Origin of the sequence: Moritella sp. PE36, assembly GCF_000170855.1 — a bacterium.
In the GTDB taxonomy this organism is placed as follows: Bacteria; Pseudomonadota; Gammaproteobacteria; order Enterobacterales; family Moritellaceae; genus Moritella.
In genome coordinates, this window is record NZ_ABCQ01000036.1 from 31,882 (window position 1) to 48,920 (window position 17,039).

Annotated in this window: 13 protein-coding genes; 3 read left to right on the forward strand and 10 right to left on the reverse strand. The window is 41.0% G+C overall.

The window, feature by feature from the left end:
- Positions 1-6 precede the first annotated feature (6 nt).
- The 6 genes from tagF to tagH form a co-directional block, all read right to left on the reverse strand.
- Positions 7-762: a type VI secretion system-associated protein TagF gene (gene tagF / locus PE36_RS16835; RefSeq protein WP_006033262.1), complete on the reverse strand. Its 756-nt coding sequence runs from the start codon at positions 760-762 to the stop codon at positions 7-9.
- Positions 744-4,295 carry a type VI secretion system membrane subunit TssM gene (gene tssM, locus PE36_RS16840; protein ID WP_006033263.1) on the reverse strand — a complete coding sequence of 1,184 codons (3,552 nt, stop codon included), beginning with the start codon at positions 4,293-4,295 and terminating at the stop codon, positions 744-746. Before tssM ends, tagF begins: the two co-directional genes overlap by 19 nt.
- Before the next feature lie 5 nt (positions 4,296-4,300).
- Positions 4,301-5,674 carry a type VI secretion system protein TssL, long form gene (tssL, locus tag PE36_RS16845; RefSeq protein WP_006033264.1) on the reverse strand — a complete coding sequence of 458 codons (1,374 nt, stop codon included), beginning with the start codon at positions 5,672-5,674 and terminating at the stop codon, positions 4,301-4,303.
- A 68-nt stretch (positions 5,675-5,742) separates the two neighbouring features.
- Positions 5,743-7,080: a type VI secretion system baseplate subunit TssK gene (tssK, locus tag PE36_RS16850; RefSeq protein ID WP_006033265.1), complete on the reverse strand. Its 1,338-nt coding sequence runs from the start codon at positions 7,078-7,080 to the stop codon at positions 5,743-5,745.
- A gap of 53 nt (positions 7,081-7,133) precedes the next feature.
- Positions 7,134-7,718, reverse strand: a complete 585-nt coding sequence (tssJ, locus tag PE36_RS16855; RefSeq protein WP_006033266.1) for a type VI secretion system lipoprotein TssJ — start codon at positions 7,716-7,718, stop codon at positions 7,134-7,136.
- Positions 7,719-7,721: 3 nt separating this feature from the next.
- A complete protein-coding gene (gene tagH / locus PE36_RS16860) occupies positions 7,722-9,068 on the reverse strand; it encodes a type VI secretion system-associated FHA domain protein TagH (protein WP_006033267.1) in 1,347 nt (448 codons plus the stop codon).
- Between the two features lie 641 nt (positions 9,069-9,709).
- On the opposite strand from tagH, the gene PE36_RS16865 reads away from it, so the two are divergent.
- Entirely contained in the window at positions 9,710-11,644 is a 1,935-nt protein-coding gene (locus PE36_RS16865; RefSeq protein WP_006033268.1) for a serine/threonine-protein kinase, read from the forward strand.
- Between the two features lie 78 nt (positions 11,645-11,722).
- Here the strand turns inward: PE36_RS16865 and PE36_RS16870 are convergent, their stop codons facing one another.
- Together PE36_RS16870 and PE36_RS16875 are read right to left on the reverse strand one after the other, a co-directional pair.
- Entirely contained in the window at positions 11,723-12,343 is a 621-nt protein-coding gene (locus PE36_RS16870) for a hypothetical protein (RefSeq protein WP_006033269.1), read from the reverse strand.
- A gap of 132 nt (positions 12,344-12,475) precedes the next feature.
- Positions 12,476-13,357, reverse strand: a complete 882-nt coding sequence (locus PE36_RS16875; protein WP_083798020.1) for a bifunctional allantoicase/(S)-ureidoglycine aminohydrolase — start codon at positions 13,355-13,357, stop codon at positions 12,476-12,478.
- A gap of 131 nt (positions 13,358-13,488) precedes the next feature.
- Between PE36_RS16875 and PE36_RS16880 the strand changes: the two genes are divergently transcribed.
- Complete coding sequence (locus tag PE36_RS16880) at positions 13,489-14,355, forward strand: LysR substrate-binding domain-containing protein (protein ID WP_006033271.1); 867 nt, start codon at positions 13,489-13,491, stop codon at positions 14,353-14,355.
- Here the strand turns inward: PE36_RS16880 and tehB are convergent, their stop codons facing one another.
- A complete protein-coding gene (gene tehB, locus PE36_RS16885) occupies positions 14,356-14,940 on the reverse strand; it encodes a tellurite resistance methyltransferase TehB (protein WP_006033272.1) in 585 nt (194 codons plus the stop codon).
- Between the two features lie 839 nt (positions 14,941-15,779).
- Here tehB and PE36_RS16890 point away from each other — a divergent pair.
- On the forward strand, positions 15,780-15,965 hold the full coding sequence (locus PE36_RS16890; RefSeq protein WP_006033274.1) for a hypothetical protein: 186 nt from the start codon (positions 15,780-15,782) through the stop codon (positions 15,963-15,965).
- A 199-nt stretch (positions 15,966-16,164) separates the two neighbouring features.
- Here the strand turns inward: PE36_RS16890 and PE36_RS16895 are convergent, their stop codons facing one another.
- The gene (locus PE36_RS16895; RefSeq protein ID WP_006033275.1) at positions 16,165-16,557 is read right to left on the reverse strand and encodes a 3TM-type holin; all 393 of its coding nucleotides are present in this window, start codon (positions 16,555-16,557) and stop codon (positions 16,165-16,167) included.
- Positions 16,558-17,039: the final 482 nt, after the last annotated feature.

Here is a 17,039-nt window from a genome sequence, read left to right on the forward strand (position 1 = left end):
CTCCAGTTAAGACCGAGTCCAATTGCCATCAAGCATGCCAGCATACGTCGCAGCACTTGGCATACCAGAAAAGATCAATGTACAAGGATCGATCTTGTCAGAACCCGCTGTCCACCAAATACTATAACGGTTAAATTGCTGATTTAAGGTTTGCTGTAACAGACCTAATTGATCGCTGCCGAACCCACCGACTTGCTCGCCAGCGGCTGACAGCAACCAGTTTGGTTGGTGGCTATTAGGCGATAACAATGTTTGCTTGTAGGGGGTGATCGGCGTGACATCTAAACTCAACGGCGTCAACTTTTTATACCAATTTAACAACACACACTCATCGTCTAATATGGATAATAACGGTTGCTCATTTTGCTGAAAAAACCCTTGTTCCTGCCAAAATTGTAGCGGGTCAATATCCGCTTGGTAGAACAAGGTAAAGGGATAATAACGTCCGACATTATCAACACTCGGGATCAAGGTGCCAGCAAAACTACGGTCTGAACACACCCCACCACTCACCGCAAAGTGCCATATTGGCGAGGTTAGATAATTATCCAACCATTGTCCTTGCAGCTTTTCACGACTTACCGCTAGCGCAGCCTGCACCCATTCATTCCACGATTGTTCTAAGCTGGGATCCAAACCTAGGCTGACAAAGTCCCCCAAGCTTGGAATTTTGCCACAGTAACCCGTGATGATATCGATAGTTTTAGTGTTCATATTGGCACTATTCATTGATTGTTCGTCTATTACAGCTTGGCTGGACATGAGAACGCCTCCAATTCACGCGTTTTAAATGGGCTCGAAGCACTGCCTGCGATCAATTGGATCTTAGCAGTATGACCCTGAACTTTAATTTCAAGCATATTATCTGTTAATGTTTTTGGTCGGTCAGCAACGATGTCATCGAGGAAGCGGAACCACGCCCAATCACCTTCGTATGACTTCTCTACCGTGCGCATGTAATTGGCTGGTGTAAATATCACCCGCATTTGGGAAAAGTTTGCCGAACTTGGCCAGCGATACTCAGTCACTCGAATTGGATCATGACGATAGACAAAATTTTGATCATCAATTTGCACTTTAATTTGCTGCATATCGCGGTCTAGATAATTTGCTTTCAACGCAAACTCAACCTCAGGTGTACTGCTACCTGATTCAAAAAAGTCATTCTTGATCTTCTGCCAACTACGGAACACTTTTAACGATTCATTACTAAACCCTATGTTGTTTTTAAAGGTCCAGCGATTTGCCCCCATACGTACATGCGGTTTGATGTAGGTTTCAAAGTACTTAGACATCGTGCCTTGTGGGCTAAAGAAACGGGAGAAATCTCGGATCCTGACTTCATTTTGTGCACTACGTTTAAACGGGTAACGACCACGTATACGTTTTTTGTATTCGTTATATACCGTGCCCTGCCACACATCATTGAGATGATAACGTGCGCTTTGCAATGATATTTTCGTGGTGCTGTCGATGACACCTTTGATCATACCGGCAAAGGGGCTTGGTAAATCTTCTACCAGTTTATCTAGCTCGGCAATTGGCTCGCCTGCTTGTGTTAAATTAACATGCTGGTTAACGATTTTGTCACCGCTGGTTTGGCCGCGATTAAGCTGCGCCAATAATGCATGAACCTTTTTCATTTGCGTCTGAATTTGTAATACATCGCTATCTTCAAGTCCCAAAATTTCCGGGAATACTGTTTCAACCGATTCGCCAGGTAATGCCACATCGATACTGACGTCTCTTGGCATATATTGTTTAAAACGGTTAGTCGCACTTGGCATTTTTTGTGCCGCAATGGCGCCTGCTAACTTGCCCGCTTTACCAGCAGCTTCGGAAGCCGGTAACTTGGTTAACTCAATATTGTCTTGGATCGCCGTTAACAGTTTTTGTATTGGCTGTTCAGGACTGGTCAATACCTTAGTGATATAAGCACCCTGCGATGCGGTATCAAATGTTTTCAGGGCGATATCATCAATCAAATCACGCCAGTAATAGCTGTACTCTTTAAAGTAGCGCTCTTTAACCTGTTTAATCACCTGATCTTCAACATCATCACCCATGCCTTTAACTTCATCGCCATACACCCAGCTATCTTTGGTTAACACTTGGATGATCTGTTTATGCTCAGTTAAGAACACCTTATAAAAGCCTTCATAGGTGAATAACGCTGGAATTGGTTTATTCATCGGTTCACCGCTATGACGGTAAAATAAGCCAATACTTTCATTTGGTAACATATTCGTCAGTTTAAAATCAGCTAAGTGATTTTGTTTTGCTTTTTGCTCAATACGGGCGAACGCGCGGTCAGCTAAAGGCACGGCGAGGAGAATGTCTCGAGCATCACTCACAGCTAGTGCGTTGTACTCAGCTTGAATCGCGTTGTTGTTTAACAATACTTCTAAATGTTCATTAAGCGCTAAACGCATCTCTTTATTCACCTCACCAGGAATATTATTTTCTAGGTGGAATGAAAACCAGGATTTGATCTGCTCAGCATTATAATAATCACGCTCAAATAACATTAAGTATGTCTTCAAGGTTTCATATAGATAATCAATATGGGTTTTATTGTTGGCCATATCACTCACCAATGACCGAGATACATACGACAATAAATAGCGCTGTAAAGCACGCTGATATACTTCGTTCGTCGCCTGCGCCAATCGATCGCCTTGGTATAAACCAAGATGATTCGGCCAACCTTCGGGTAAATTACCGACATAACCGGTAGGTAAATTACGCAAGATAGTTAAGCCATTGCCAAGGGTAATTAAATCACTGGTTATTGTTAATCCACCATTGGCATTCTGTCTGAATGCTTCCACATCCTCACTGATCTGTGCCGAAAGCGTTTGATTCCAGTTTGCACTCGCCCACCAGCTAGCGCCGAGCACCACAGAAGAAACACATATAGAGGTAATGGCAGTACGGCGTAACCAACGATTTTGACGGGCGTGCTCGGTATTAATACTGGCAATATTCTGCTCTGCAAAAATAATATCGTTTAATACCGATTTAAGGAAAAAGCCTTTTGGTTCATTATTATTCGCGGTTAGAGGGGTACTTGGTTTTAACCCAAAGCCACTCGCCATTTGACTGCTGACGCGATCAATTGGATTACCGGCTTGATGACCACTGGCGATAAACACACCACGAAGCAGAGGTAGTTTTTCAAATGCATTGGGCGCAAATATCTCTTTTAAGAAATCATCTGCTGCGCTTTGCAACATACGTAACTGTTTCGGGAATTCATAAATAAGCGCGCGTACTTTCGGATCTCGTTCCCCATTTAAACGCTGCAACATGCCTTCGTTAATCTTGACAATAAGCTGATAAAACTCTTTGTTAAACAGAGAAACCACCCCCTGGGTATCTTCACTATTTTCCATCGGCAGGGTAAAACCCCAAGCCTGTTCGCGCTCTTCTTCAGTCAATTCAGCAAAATACTCATTAAACCCGGCCACAAGATCGGCTTTCGTAAAGATGACATAAATTGGAAATGTCATGTTAAGTTGATTTTGTAATTCTTGGATACGTTGCTTAATTGCACGCGCATGTAAGTTACGCTCTGTTTGTGTGCAGGTTAATAAATCTGCTAGGCTCATTGAAATTAACGCACCGTTAATTGGTTGCTTGGCGCGGTAACGTCTTAATAATCCTAAAAATCCAAACCATGCCCTTGAATCCGTCGTACTTCTGCTGTCTTGCGTGGTATAACGCCCAGCAGTATCAATCAGCACGGCTTTGTCGGTAAACCACCAATCGCAATGGCGCGTACCCGCTATACCAGCTAACGCATTAACACCCATTTCTTTCTGCAGCGGAAACTGCAAACCAGACTGTTGCAGTGCGGTGGTTTTACCTGAACCAGGAGGCCCAATAAGCACGTACCAAGGCAACTGATAAATACTTTTACCCTTGCTCAATTTTGCGGTACGTAAAATACTAATTGCTTGCTTAAGCTTGTCTTCAATAGCAGAAATGTCTTGGTCAGCAGCTATGTCATCATTCTCATTGCCTTGACCTTTAATCATCTCGCGCGCTAATTTGTCATTTTGACGTTTAACGATGATCTTTTTCACTACTAGGCTCACGATCCAGAGCAGTAATAATATCGCTAAAAAAGCAAAGCGATTTTGTGCACTGGCCAGTGGTGTGACACCGTCAATCGCAATTAACGGACCCGCTAACCAAACGCAAACGACAATGGCAACAATGCCAATAACAATAAACAGTGTTTTTAACGTAAATAACGCTAATAACTTGGACATACGTTGTTTAAAAGCCATCTTTACTACCTCAAAATATCGATTTCAACACGGCGATTTAACGCATGCTGATCGTGACTAAACGTGGGATCTACCGCTAATGGTTCAGACGAACCTCGACCTTCCGGTAATAACCTGCCACCTAAACGGGTGTCTTTGGCTAACACATCTGCAATGCTTGTGGCACGAGCCAGTGATAAGTGCCAGTTAGAAGGATAGCGACTCGAGATAATTTGTTGTTTGTCGGTATGGCCGGTAATTAAGATCTGCCCTTGGGTGGATTCTAGCGTGCGCGCTATTTTACGTATGATAGGTTGATATGCCGGATTAATTTGATCGCTGCCACTGGCAAATAGGTCTGAGCTGGTTATCCTGATCCGGATACGATCTGACAATTCTTGAACAACAACAATATTACGCATAATTTCAGTTTGTAATAGCTGCTCTAATTTTAACGTTAATGAACTAGCACTCACGGCTGCAGAAACTTCTGGTTGACGATCAACAAGATCCAGTACTTGCTGATAGACGAGATCGGCTTGTTCATTCACTTCTAAGCGTAAACCAATAAAACTGGCCACCAGTAATGCACCAGCGATAGAAGCTGTCACCCAAATCGGCAGTTCAAATTTAGCTTTTTCACCACCCACTTCGATCACTTGTAAATTATCAGATAAACGCTTTTCTTTACGTCCGTGATGATTTTTCAATGCCAGTCCGAGCTTGTCACGTAACGATTCGATTAACTGCTCGGCATTTTTCGTTACCCGATACTTACCTTGATAACCTAATGATAAACAGAGATATTGTAATTCAACGATATCAGCCATTTCGACCATATTGGCAACAGACTCATCCAACAGCGTATAGAAATGTTCACCACCAAATGTTTGGTGATAAAAATGACTTTGCAATGAGTTTTGTGCCCATGCACTATTGCGTCCCCAAGGCATCGTCATCACGGTTTCATCAATAAATGCGCAAACACAAAACTTAGCCGCATCAATCAGTTTGTTGTCCGTCGTTTCTGTTTTACCACTCAGTTTATTGTCGTATTTTAGTGCATGTAGTTGGCGTTCATATTTATCAACCATGCTCACACATTGTCCGTGTAACACATCGACTTTTTCATACTCAATATTCACTTTAATCTGATTGATCAAGGATAATATCAAACCGGCATGCTCAATCAGTGGATTAGCACCTATAGTTAGGATCGTCTGATTAAGCGCTTTATTTTGGGGCTGCACAAATAAAGTATTTTCTTCTGCCGCGGCAATACCAGGTTTTGGCACTGCATTGCCATTCGCACCATTACTGTTCGCCGTAGAACGAGGCACTGCAGGAGCAGGTTGACTGCGTCCTCCAGGTCTGGGTTTAAATATCGTTTTTTCGCTCATACTAATCTATCCCTGCTTACTACTAAACGGTCCATGTTAATCATCACTGTCAAAATAATTCCTAATCGTTATTGTTTTATCGACCACAATTCCATTGCGAGTCCTGGAAATTGACCAGATAAATGAATAGCGATACCACCACTATTTTTTAATTTATGCCAATATTCACTGCTACTATCGAGTTGAAAATAAAAACTACCCGCGTGATAAGGGATCTGCCTTGGGGCAACAGGTAACGCGGTTACGCTGATCCCCGGAAGCTGAACATTGACCAGATCTCGGATCATTTCAACTGGGCCAATTTTTATCTGGCCTGGTAAGTTTTTAGTTATATCCTGTACCGCCATATTGGCTTTTACAGCCAATACTAAAATACTGTTTTCCAATAGTGATTTGTCGGCAAGTTGCGCCACATAAATGCCAAATTTCTTCTGCGTTAAGACTAAGGCTACGGCAGTATGATCGACCACCACACTCAGTGTTTGCGTCAACAACGACATGCTACTGCCAAACGTTGCTGCCAAGTGATCATGTTGATACACCGGCATTTTGGCAGCCCTTTTGCTTTCACTGTAAAAGGTTGACAGTTCACCTGAAATCGAGATAAACAACTCAAAAAGGCGTTCGGGATGCAGAGTGCGTTGCTGTATGTGATGCATCAACAAAGGCTCTATGCGATTTAAAAATTGCAGCATCATGTAATCAGCTACTGTCGATGCTTGCCCCTGCCCTTGTCCTTTGGTTAAACGTGCGGCAATGGCTTCGGCTCGTTGCCCGACCATCCCTGTCACTTCATTTAAGTAATCAACCAAGTGACTCGCCGACCCAATACTCAGACAAGGGGCAATAAACTTTTTATCCAGCTTGATATCACCCGCATCGCTGACATTAATCACCCGTGCGATTGGTACCGTGACGTAGCCCGTTAAATCTTGATTAGCCAGTTTCAATTCTGCACTTAACTTAGCCATGGCAATGGATTCAACTGGCAGACTCTCTAATGATGTATCAATAACATCCTTATACACGTTTAAATAGCGGGCAATAACACCGTCGTCGTCACTGCTGATGATGTTAAGTCCAGTGCTTTTATCAATGGCCAGCGCTAACACAATATTACAATCTATCGTGCCTGGCGGTATCAATAACGGCGATGGCAATGTGGCCTGTGATGGCATTTTAATGTGGGTGCCATCATTAAAGATGCCTTCAAAGTTAGTCAGTGCGAATCGCCCTAACCCTAATAAATCATCATCAATGCAAAGGTCTACTACGCCCCATTTGTGCGATCCCGATGCTTGTAACAAACGTCGTTGCACATAACTATGATAACGGTCTTGCTGTTGAAAATGCTGTGGACGAAGGAACATGCCTTCACTCCATGCAACTTTGCTGTAATCACTCATAACGGTTATCACTCATAAACGGGCGGATCTTCGCAACTAACACAAAAGGATGATTAATCACGTATAAATACGCTTAGTTTTTCTAGGTATACGCTAAAGTCGTCATAAGATTTAGGGTCTACCGCAATGACATCACGCCAGCGTGAGTTTTCAATATCTTGATAGGCAACTAATACCGCAATAAAGCGGGTATTTTTGTTGAGCTCACGTGTGTAAGTCAATTGTTGACCAGGATTAAATACCAACTCTTCTTTGTTCAGTAACTCAGGCCCTAAGATCTGTTCATAATCAGAATACAAACTAAAGAAATCGGCCGTTTCAATTGGCCCACGACTTGCCAGCTCAAACACTTTCACGACTACTGGTGACGGGCGTGTTTCCATGTCCGGGTTTAAATTTTTAGACGCTACAAAATTCAATGTTGTTGATGGCGTAACAAAAAAGTTCATCATCGAACAGCCTGAGATACTAGTTACGGTTAACAATGCCAAACACATAAATATAATGCGGTTAAAACGATTGAAGTTAAGGTTAAAATTCCGGTTGCGATTCCAAGTTCTATTACGATTAGATAGGTTCATGTATTTACCTGTATTAATAAGTTGAATTTTAAATAAAGAAGGTTGATTACTCAGCATCTGTTATCCCTGTTTCTGCTTATTTTCATAAGCCCGAACAAACGCATCGGAAAGAATACTTTCGCGGTTAACGGTGATCTCGTTACGGATATCTTCATGCATTTCAATAAAGTGACGCCACAGTTTCTGCTCTTTATTACTGCGGTTAAATTTTGCAAAAAAGCCTTTTTCGCCCTGCTCTTCCTGCATATTTTCTGGCGCTAATTGATCTAAGATACCAACCACGGCACCTTCTAGACCCGCGCGCATGCTTTGCTCATGCTGGCGTAAATCCCCAAAGGCTTCGGTGATGGCTTTGTTCGTCGACATGAAACTGCCGCTACTACGTAGGTATAAATTACGAAATAAATCATCAACAGAAGCAGAAAATTTAAACGGGTTATTTTCTTTAATTTGAAACATGGTGTGGTTTACACGAAATTTATTCTTGAATGCAGCGCGCTCGCGCAGTGATGACATAAGTTCTTCATTAATGGTTCGCATTGATGCACCTAGGTCAAACCACCATTCTTCATCCCCATCAACTGGTGACTTTTCGATACCTAGACCTTTGAGTAATGCCATCATGTTGTCAGTATTTGAAACGGTTGGTTTGTTCGATTTCGCAGCCACCGGAGCTGATTCAATCGCTTTGTCTGTATTGCGACGGCGGTCGCTACTGTTATTGGCGTCAACAGCAACTGTTTTTGTCGGTGCTATTTTTGCCGAGACGATTTTTGACTGTACTGTTTTCGCCAGTAGTAGTTTCTCGGCGTCTAATTGCGGGACTTTTGGCGTTTGTTGAACGTCTGGACTCTGACCTTCTTGGTCCCAATTCCAATCATCTGGGATAAAGTTACTTTCTAGTACTAAACTGTCGTCCATCTCACTGCCCTCTAGATATGGGTCACTGAGACTGTGATTAGGCACTGATGGCATACTTATCTCACGATCGGCCTGAGGCATCGCCGATGAAGTAAAAGAAGAAAAGCCAGGATCTGGTTGGTTAGGATCTAAATGAGCAGAAGTTTGGTTATCGTCAGATAATGCTGATTCGATAACCACTTCAATAACGTACTCACCCAGTATAATCTGCTCACCTGTAGTCAACGCGTGTCGATTGCCTTTACCAAGCGGTTTTGTAGATTCGTTGATGAACACACCATTGGTCGATACGTCGGTAATATAATATTTATCCATCACTAACGTAAGTTCAGCGTGGCGGCTAGATAATATTTTATCGCCATCTGGTAGCACCCAATCATTGGCATCTGAACGGCCAATCACGGCTGAAGCACCTTCAAGGGTAAAGTTAGCTTGTAAATTTGGTGATAATTGTTGATAGCTAATTACAGATAAAAACAGTCCCATTTGTCATTCCTTGACTTATCTATTGTTAACACTAAATAAATATCCTGCTGGACCTATTTATAGCTTCATGGAAATATTATTTATATCCAAATTCAAATTAATATTTATAACCTAATACATTTGATACAACTATAAAACCAAATATGCGCAATCAAGTCAAACAAGTGAATCCGCTACATTTACAAAATAAACAGATATCTAATACTACATTTAATACTATTCCCGACAAATAAATGTGTATGCTGATTGACGTTACCAAAATTAAACTAATTAATATCCAATAACAAAAGAGTGTTTATATAAGTCGCGGAATGTTATTTATATAAAATCTCTTTAGTGGTGCTTCTCACCTATTTGGACGGCTAACAAATAAGATGAAAAATAGTTAAATAACAATCACTTAAATGCGTTACACATTGTTATTAACATTTAAAAACATTAATGTAAAAATCGCATTACCGTTACATCACTATTGATAAACAGCATAGTAAACAACGATGATAAACAATAAATTTTAACTATTAATATGAAAGTTAACTAAAGTATTAAATTCACTAAAAAACAAAATTCAATACCAAAGTGCTAGACGGAACTAGTACTTTATATAAATTACGTTATTCAAACAGAACAAGGAGTGTAGTGTGGTACAAGATAAAACGCTATTAGAGAGCACTAGTTCAAAAGACGAAGTTGATACAGCTACGCTTACAGGACGAATATTAAAAGACCGTTATGAGTTAGAAGCACATATTGGTTCTGGTGGTATGAGTGATATATATAAAGCCAAAGACTTACTATTAAGTAAAGCGGGCGTTGATGATCCTTACGTAGCGATAAAAGTCCTGCAACCACAATATACTAAAAACAAAGATGCACAGCAGTTACTGTTTAGAGAAGCACATAAAACCATGGCGCTCTCCCACCCCAATATCATTCGTGTTTACGATGTCGATAAAGAAGATAAACTGTGTTTTATCATTATGGAGTGGCTGGATGGTGAAACCCTTGATCAAGTTATTTCACGGTCAAAACCCAAAGGTCTGACGTATAAAGGTGCTGCAAAAATCATTTCTCAAGTGGCTAATGCACTTAAATTTGCGCACAAGAATGGCATCGTACACACAGATTTAAAACCTGCCAATATCATGCATACTCGTAACGGTGATATCAAGGTTTTTGATTTTGGTGTCGCACGCGTACTGCAGGATCATGCCGATGAGTTTGCCAGTGATAATGTTGAACATAATAACGCATTAAGTGGTTATACACCGGCGTATGCCAGTGCCGAGTTACTGCAGGGTCAGCAACCATCAGAGAGTGATGATTTGTTTTCACTCGGTTGTATATTTTATGAATTACTGTCAAGTAAACACCCGTATTTACGTAAGCCGGCAGATCAAGCCATTACTGATAAGATCACTGCCAAAAAGTTAACTAAGCTCAGTAGTAAGAATTGGGCCATGTTGCGTTCAGCACTGGCACTAAAAAATGCAGAACGTCCAGTCAGCATCCAACAGTGGCAAGCTAAACTAGCCCGCAAACCGTTTCCGGTGTTTTCAACTGTGTTGCCGTTACTCACCGTGTTAGGTTCAGTGGGTTATTTTTATTATATGGAAAATGTGATCACTAAACAGCAGATCACGCAGCAAGCGCATATATCGAGTGTGGACGGTTTAGTTAATTCCAGTGTTGAAGTATTTATGAATTCATTAGCTGATTTAGATACTGAAACCTTGACCATTAAAGCGGGTGTTTTACGCCAAAAACGTGATGAGGTGATCGATTATCATATTGCGAAAATAAACCGCATTATGCAGGATCCAAACTCACGTTATCCGGATTTCTACCACATGTCAGCGTTAATATCAGAAACAATGACGCTGTACCCTGACTCGGTGAAGCTCACTGATATAGAACAGTATGTGGAAGGTCAAAGAGAATCAGCCCGATCAATCCTGGTCGCTAATATTGAGCAACGTTTATTACGGGCAAATTATAAACCTGACAGCGAGGGTACTGACCTATTTACCCTAGAGCAGGATATTAAACAGGTAGATGCGGATTACAAAATCATTCCGTCCGAGCAAGCCATCAGCTTATATGCTAAACAGCTACAAACGGCTGTAATAGATTATAATTACCGTCAAATTAACACCCTGCTTGCCCCTGGAGAGTTACTGTTTAAAGATTCGGTACCTGAGCTACAAACCTTATTAACGCAGCCCGAGTTAATATCTGCAATTAACACGCTCACAGATTATCAAGCATCAGAACAAAGCGGAGAATTTCCTTTCGATGCGGCGGAAATATTTTACCAAGACAGATTTGATTATTGGACTGGCGCAATCAAAAATGCGAATACTCAAAAATCACTGGATCGTATTTATATGCAACAGATTAAATATAATCAATATTTGCCAGTAAACTTTAAGCCGTTAATTAAACTGCGTCGAGACTTAGCCAATCGTTACTTAAAACTGATCGTGACAGGTAAAATAAAATCAGACCCAAGAGTGATCAAAAAAGTAGAGAGTTTGTTTACCAAAGCAGATAAAGGGCAAGAAATGTCTGTTTAAATTTGAAAATGGAAGACCTCAGTGATGGGGTCTTATATACCGTGTGATCTAGTTCATTAAGATGACTTACAATATCCCTTATAGATGTTTCTGATAAACACCCTCAGTTCCATCAACAACCTGAAAACCCACTCTGAGTAAATACTCTCTGTGTTCCTGCGTCGTCGCTTTCGCCATGAGTGTATTGACCCCCCTGCGTTTAAGTACATCAGGGTGCGACTCATAGTAATAATTCGCCAACTTAAAATCACGGTATTCTGGTGTGACATAGTCCAATACAACAGACAACACACCTTGTTCACTATTATTCCCAACTAATACACCCGCTATACTGTTATTCCTCAGCATATAAAACACCGTATTGGCTTCTTTAAGTTCATCTACAGATGTCTGCCGTTCTATTTCGCTCTGATTTGTTGAAATAAAATGCTCAAAATATTCAGAATTAGCCGATGCAACAATTAGCTTAAACTGCTCCTTTGTCGAATAAATTTGCCATAAAAAGTAAACGTTGATTCCGGCTATCCCCAGATTCATTAACATGGTCGGTAAAGAATCAATAAAATAGGCAAACGCAGCAAATAAAAGGCAACCAACAAAGTTAATTACCCTCAGCTTTATGATTGATGTCATTGTCAGGGAAACAAGAACGACTAACGATGCCAGATAACCGAACCACTCTATCCAATCAAAATCCATTTTAATGTCCTTATGTGTTTGTTTACCATAAAGGTAGCATTGAATTGACAGACTAAGTCATTAATCAGATAGTAAAAAGCCGACACTTATCATTTAAGCATCGGCTTTAATTTTATCGCTTACTTGAGACAATTAATTCGTTGGGCGAATAAAAGGCATATGACGGTTAATGTCTTTATATAGCAAGTAACGGAACGGACCAGGGCCACCTGCATAACATGCTTGTGGGCAAAATGCGCGTAGCCACATAAAGTCACCTGCTTCAACTTCAACCCAATTTTGGTTTAAGTGATAAACCGCTTTACCTTCCAACACATACAAACCATGTTCCATTACATGTGTTTCATCAAATGGAATAACAGTACCTGGTTGGAAAGTCACTATGTTTACTTGCATGTCATGACGCATATCGCTGTTATCTACAAAACGCGTCGTTGCCCAGCCGTCATTTGTATCAGGCATAAACGTAGGGGCTATATCGTTTTCGTTAGTCACAAATGCATCTGGCAGGTCTAAACCTTCAACCGCCTGATAGGCTTTACGTACCCAGTGGAAACGCACCGGTTGGTCATTGTTATTATGAACCGTCCAGTTACAACCCGGCGGAAGGAAAGCATAACCGCCCTCAGTCATATGGTGCGGTTCACCTTCAATGGTAATATCCATCTCGCCAGCAACCACAAACAAAACACCTTCTGCATTGGGATCAATCTCTGGTTTATCAGATCCACCTTGAGGGCCAATCTCAACAATATATTGTGAAAATGTTTCAGAGAAACCACTTAATGGGCGAGCAATAACCCACATGCGCATGTTGTCCCAAAATGGTAAAAAGCTAGTAACGATATCTGTCATTACACGCTTAGGGATGATTGCATAGGCTTCCGTTAGCACTGCACGATCAGATAATAGCTGTGTTTGCGGTGGTAGTCCGCCTTGTGGTGAATAGTACTTATTTATTTCTGTCATCACTTGTGTTCCTTCATCAAGATGCTGGCCTTGGGTTACAGCCATACTTATGTCGTCTTGACGCATAAGGCTGAATTAATAAGATTTACCTTATTATGCACCAAACTGTTATGATTGATAAATTAAATAATTAAATACATATCAGTGGCTAAGCCACTAGTGAATGGAGTCACATTGTGCAGCAGATATTAGACCCAATTTTGTTACGTAGTCTTGTGGCTGTAGTGGATACAGGCAGTTTCACTCGTGCAGCAGAAAGTACCCATTTAACGCAATCAACCATTAGCCAGCAAATCCGCAAGTTGGAAGCGCAATTGGGCTGTGATCTATTAATCCGCAAAAAACGTTATACCACAGTTACTGCAGAGGGCGAGCGCATCGTCACATACGCTAGGCGTATATTAGCGATGATGGAAGATGCGATAACACAAACGGCCTCCAGTGCAGAGCAAAGACCAATTCGCCTCGGTGTGCCGGAAGACTTTGCAACCCATGAGTTAATGCCAACCTTGTCGCGTTTCGCCAGAGCTTTTCCTAATGTGCGTCTTGAGGTTAAAAGTGGTTTGTGCAGTGAAATGTGGTCACAGTTTCAGAATAATGATCTCGATCTTGCATTAATAAAGCACAGGTTAGGACGTGCACAAGGCATGGCGAGTTGGCCCGAACCTTTGTGTTGGATTGATGGTAAAAACAGTCATAATTTACAGCAAACCACTGTACCGCTGGTCGGCCTGCCTAGCACTGGCCTGTATCGCAGTGAAATGGCACATACATTTGATATGTTAGGTACAAAATGGCGAATGGCTTATATTACAACCAGCTTATCAGGTGTCGGCTGCGCCGTAGAAGCAGGGTTAGGTGTTTCACTATTACCCAAAAGGCTTGTGACCCCACAACACCATGTTTTAGGCATTGAAGACGGGTTGCCAGATGTCCCGCCGCTGGAGTTATTACTTCACGTTGCGCCACAACCATCAAATCAAACCAAGTTTTTAGCACAATATTTGACAGAAGCATGTAACGCAATTTTTGAGCGAGTTTAACTAATCTAAGATCGGTTTGCGCGCCAACATGGTCGCAAACTGCAATTTCGCGCCATTGTGCATAGTACCTACATCTTCATTGTACTTAATTAGATCCCAGCCCGTATAAGCCTCACGTAACTGCCCTGCTTTTAAGGTAAAAGGAAACGGAACCGGACACGGGTGTTCTTCAGTGCTCATGGCGCAAACAATTAGGTTATAACCGCCAGGCTGAGTACGCTTTTGCATATCGGCAAGAACAGCATCAACATTAGCTGGGCTGATAAACATTAAGGTTACGGTACAGGAGATAAAGCCATAGCCCTTATCATAGCCCTCACCAAGACTCGCACTGTTAATGTCGTGCACTTGAGCCTTAATATTATCCAGCTTCTCTTCAGTAATAATGCTTTGCAGCATATCAATGGCACCAGGATTAATATCTATGGCGGTAACGTTAAATCCAAGCTGGCCAAGGAACAACGCATTACGCCCATTCGAACACCCCATATCTAACGTATCGCACGGCTCAATAAATTTGCACGCCTCGACTACTTCACTGTGTGCAGGATTTAGGCCGTAACGGCTATTTAGATCAACTTTCATGGTAACCACTTTAATTTTGTAATGAGAGCTACTATGTTACTACTGATATTGCCCAATGAAATTGAGCATAGTCATTTACATCATTTTTCTGACTAGTCATCCCGATCATAGGTCATATGATTGTGATTGATAAATTTTATTTCGCTCTGCCCGCCAGTTTTTCAAATGTTCGCAGTATGCCAAGTCCAAGTAGAGCCACGACTAACTCCATGGTCTGAACCATTTGAATTTCAGGACCTGTATCACCAGCCACTCTATTAAGGGATTACTGTCAGTGCGCTACCGCATTTCGTTTGAGCACATTGTTATCGGACTAGATTGGGCGGATAGAAAACATGATGAATATTCCACTGAATTTTATGTCACTAAATTATCGTTTACTTAACTGCAGGTCACTTATTTCTTCTATATGTTAATAAAATCGACCAAATAGTTTTCATTCACTAATAAATAAACGAAATGCGCATGTAATGCGCAATTTAAAGTGATAGTAAATCTAATGAATTAAATTCATCTATTTTGAATATTAAAGACTCAGTATTATTTGTTATTGCTATATTAAGGCTATTTTAATAACTTTAAATTGTTACGCGTATGTAACAAGTGCTTATTTTAACTGCCTTTGGAGTAAATAAACCAATTTATATGCAATTAAAGTGAATGATTATTTATTTAGCTGCAGGCGGTATCACACAGAGTTGCATGCATTACCAAAACTAATGCTTGATGTTATTTTTTATCATTGTTGCATGGTTATTTAATGCGCTAATATGTTCACCAGATGAGCATATCCATCACCCAGTTAAAACATAAATTATTAAATTCAGATAGAGGCTAAAATGGCACACGCAGCGCACATCAATATGATCCCACAAGCTTTAGATACAAAAGCTTATGCTGTTTCTATCAAAGGACTGATTAAACACACTAAAGACATTTTCTTTAGTGATAAAAAAGAAACATCATTAGAAGTTCAATTAAAAGGCTTATCGCCGCATCTCCTACGTGATATCGGCATGATGTAATAATTGACATTAATCTTTAAAACGCCAGCATTTGCTGGCGTTTTTTGTTTCTAATATTAATAGATATTCACCGCCAGAGAGTAGATTTTTACCTATTGTCGTATCGATAAAATAATTTACGAAGAGTAATGAGCCCAAAGCAAACTGACAACGTCAATTTAGGTACCTATACTGGAACTGTTACTCTTGATGATGCCTGTTATTTTGCCCTGCCCGCCAGCTTTTCAAATGTTCGCAGTGTGCCAAGCCCTAATAGTGCCACCACTAATTCCATGAGTTGACCCATAGGTATTTTCGGACCAGTGCCACCAGCCCACTCTATTAACGGATTTACGATAAAAGGAAAGGCAAGACCGATAGCGCATACCCAACCAATTGCAGGCCGCCAACCTGCGACAAATAGTGAACGATGCTGCGCTTCAATCTTATTTATCTCGGCCTGGAGAATTGCCGGTTTTTGCGCTATTTTATCGAGAACCGCTTGCGCCTGCATTCTTTCTTCATCATTGGTAAATATTTTATCCACTGCAGAACCAAGTGCATCAATGGGCTCTGTAACCGCGCCACCAAATAGTTTTGTCCAAAAACTCATCGTTTCACCTTATTCCAAAATTAAAGTACATTTGTCAATGCCCTACCGTATTCCGTATAAGAAGGACTTAACGATAGATATCCATACATCGAAGCATTTCGTTTAATTTTATTTTACAAAAAGGTAGGTACTAGTTATGGCTGAAATTACAGTGGATGTTATGTTTTATTGATATATTGAAAACACATTAGGAAATGGATGACGAATTATCATGACAGTAGTGAATTACTAGAAGTGCAAACTAGAAACGGTAAAGTTTGGCGTCACAAAAAAGTGCGAATTCACAAAGTGAATGCATATCAAGGCTTGGAGCGATCACCCGAACCCATAGTTGGACATGAATGGCTTAGAGTTTGTGCCTTTGCTTGTTATATTTTATTTGTGGCACGATATTGCCTGTTTGGCTTCTGATTGTGCCAAACTGTATTCTCCGTACATGCCACCGCGATCACAACAAGACCAATAACCACCACCGACATACT

What these genes read in the sequence shown, in the direction of transcription:
- tehB (WP_006033272.1), bottom strand. Translation starts at nt 14,940, where the DNA reads ATGAAAGTTGATCTAAATAGCCGTTACGGCCTAAATCCTGCACACAGT.
- tssM (WP_006033263.1), bottom strand. Translation starts at nt 4,295, where the DNA reads ATGGCTTTTAAACAACGTATGTCCAAGTTATTAGCGTTATTTACGTTA.
- tagF (WP_006033262.1), bottom strand. Translation starts at nt 762, where the DNA reads ATGTCCAGCCAAGCTGTAATAGACGAACAATCAATGAATAGTGCCAAT.
- tagH (WP_006033267.1), bottom strand. Translation starts at nt 9,068, where the DNA reads ATGGGACTGTTTTTATCTGTAATTAGCTATCAACAATTATCACCAAAT.
- tssL (WP_006033264.1), bottom strand. Translation starts at nt 5,674, where the DNA reads ATGAGCGAAAAAACGATATTTAAACCCAGACCTGGAGGACGCAGTCAA.
- tssK (WP_006033265.1), bottom strand. Translation starts at nt 7,080, where the DNA reads ATGAGTGATTACAGCAAAGTTGCATGGAGTGAAGGCATGTTCCTTCGT.
- PE36_RS16870 (WP_006033269.1), bottom strand. Translation starts at nt 12,343, where the DNA reads ATGGATTTTGATTGGATAGAGTGGTTCGGTTATCTGGCATCGTTAGTC.
- tssJ (WP_006033266.1), bottom strand. Translation starts at nt 7,718, where the DNA reads ATGCTGAGTAATCAACCTTCTTTATTTAAAATTCAACTTATTAATACA.
- PE36_RS16890 (WP_006033274.1), top strand. Translation starts at nt 15,780, where the DNA reads ATGGCACACGCAGCGCACATCAATATGATCCCACAAGCTTTAGATACA.
- PE36_RS16875 (WP_083798020.1), bottom strand. Translation starts at nt 13,357, where the DNA reads ATGGCTGTAACCCAAGGCCAGCATCTTGATGAAGGAACACAAGTGATG.
- PE36_RS16895 (WP_006033275.1), bottom strand. Translation starts at nt 16,557, where the DNA reads ATGAGTTTTTGGACAAAACTATTTGGTGGCGCGGTTACAGAGCCCATT.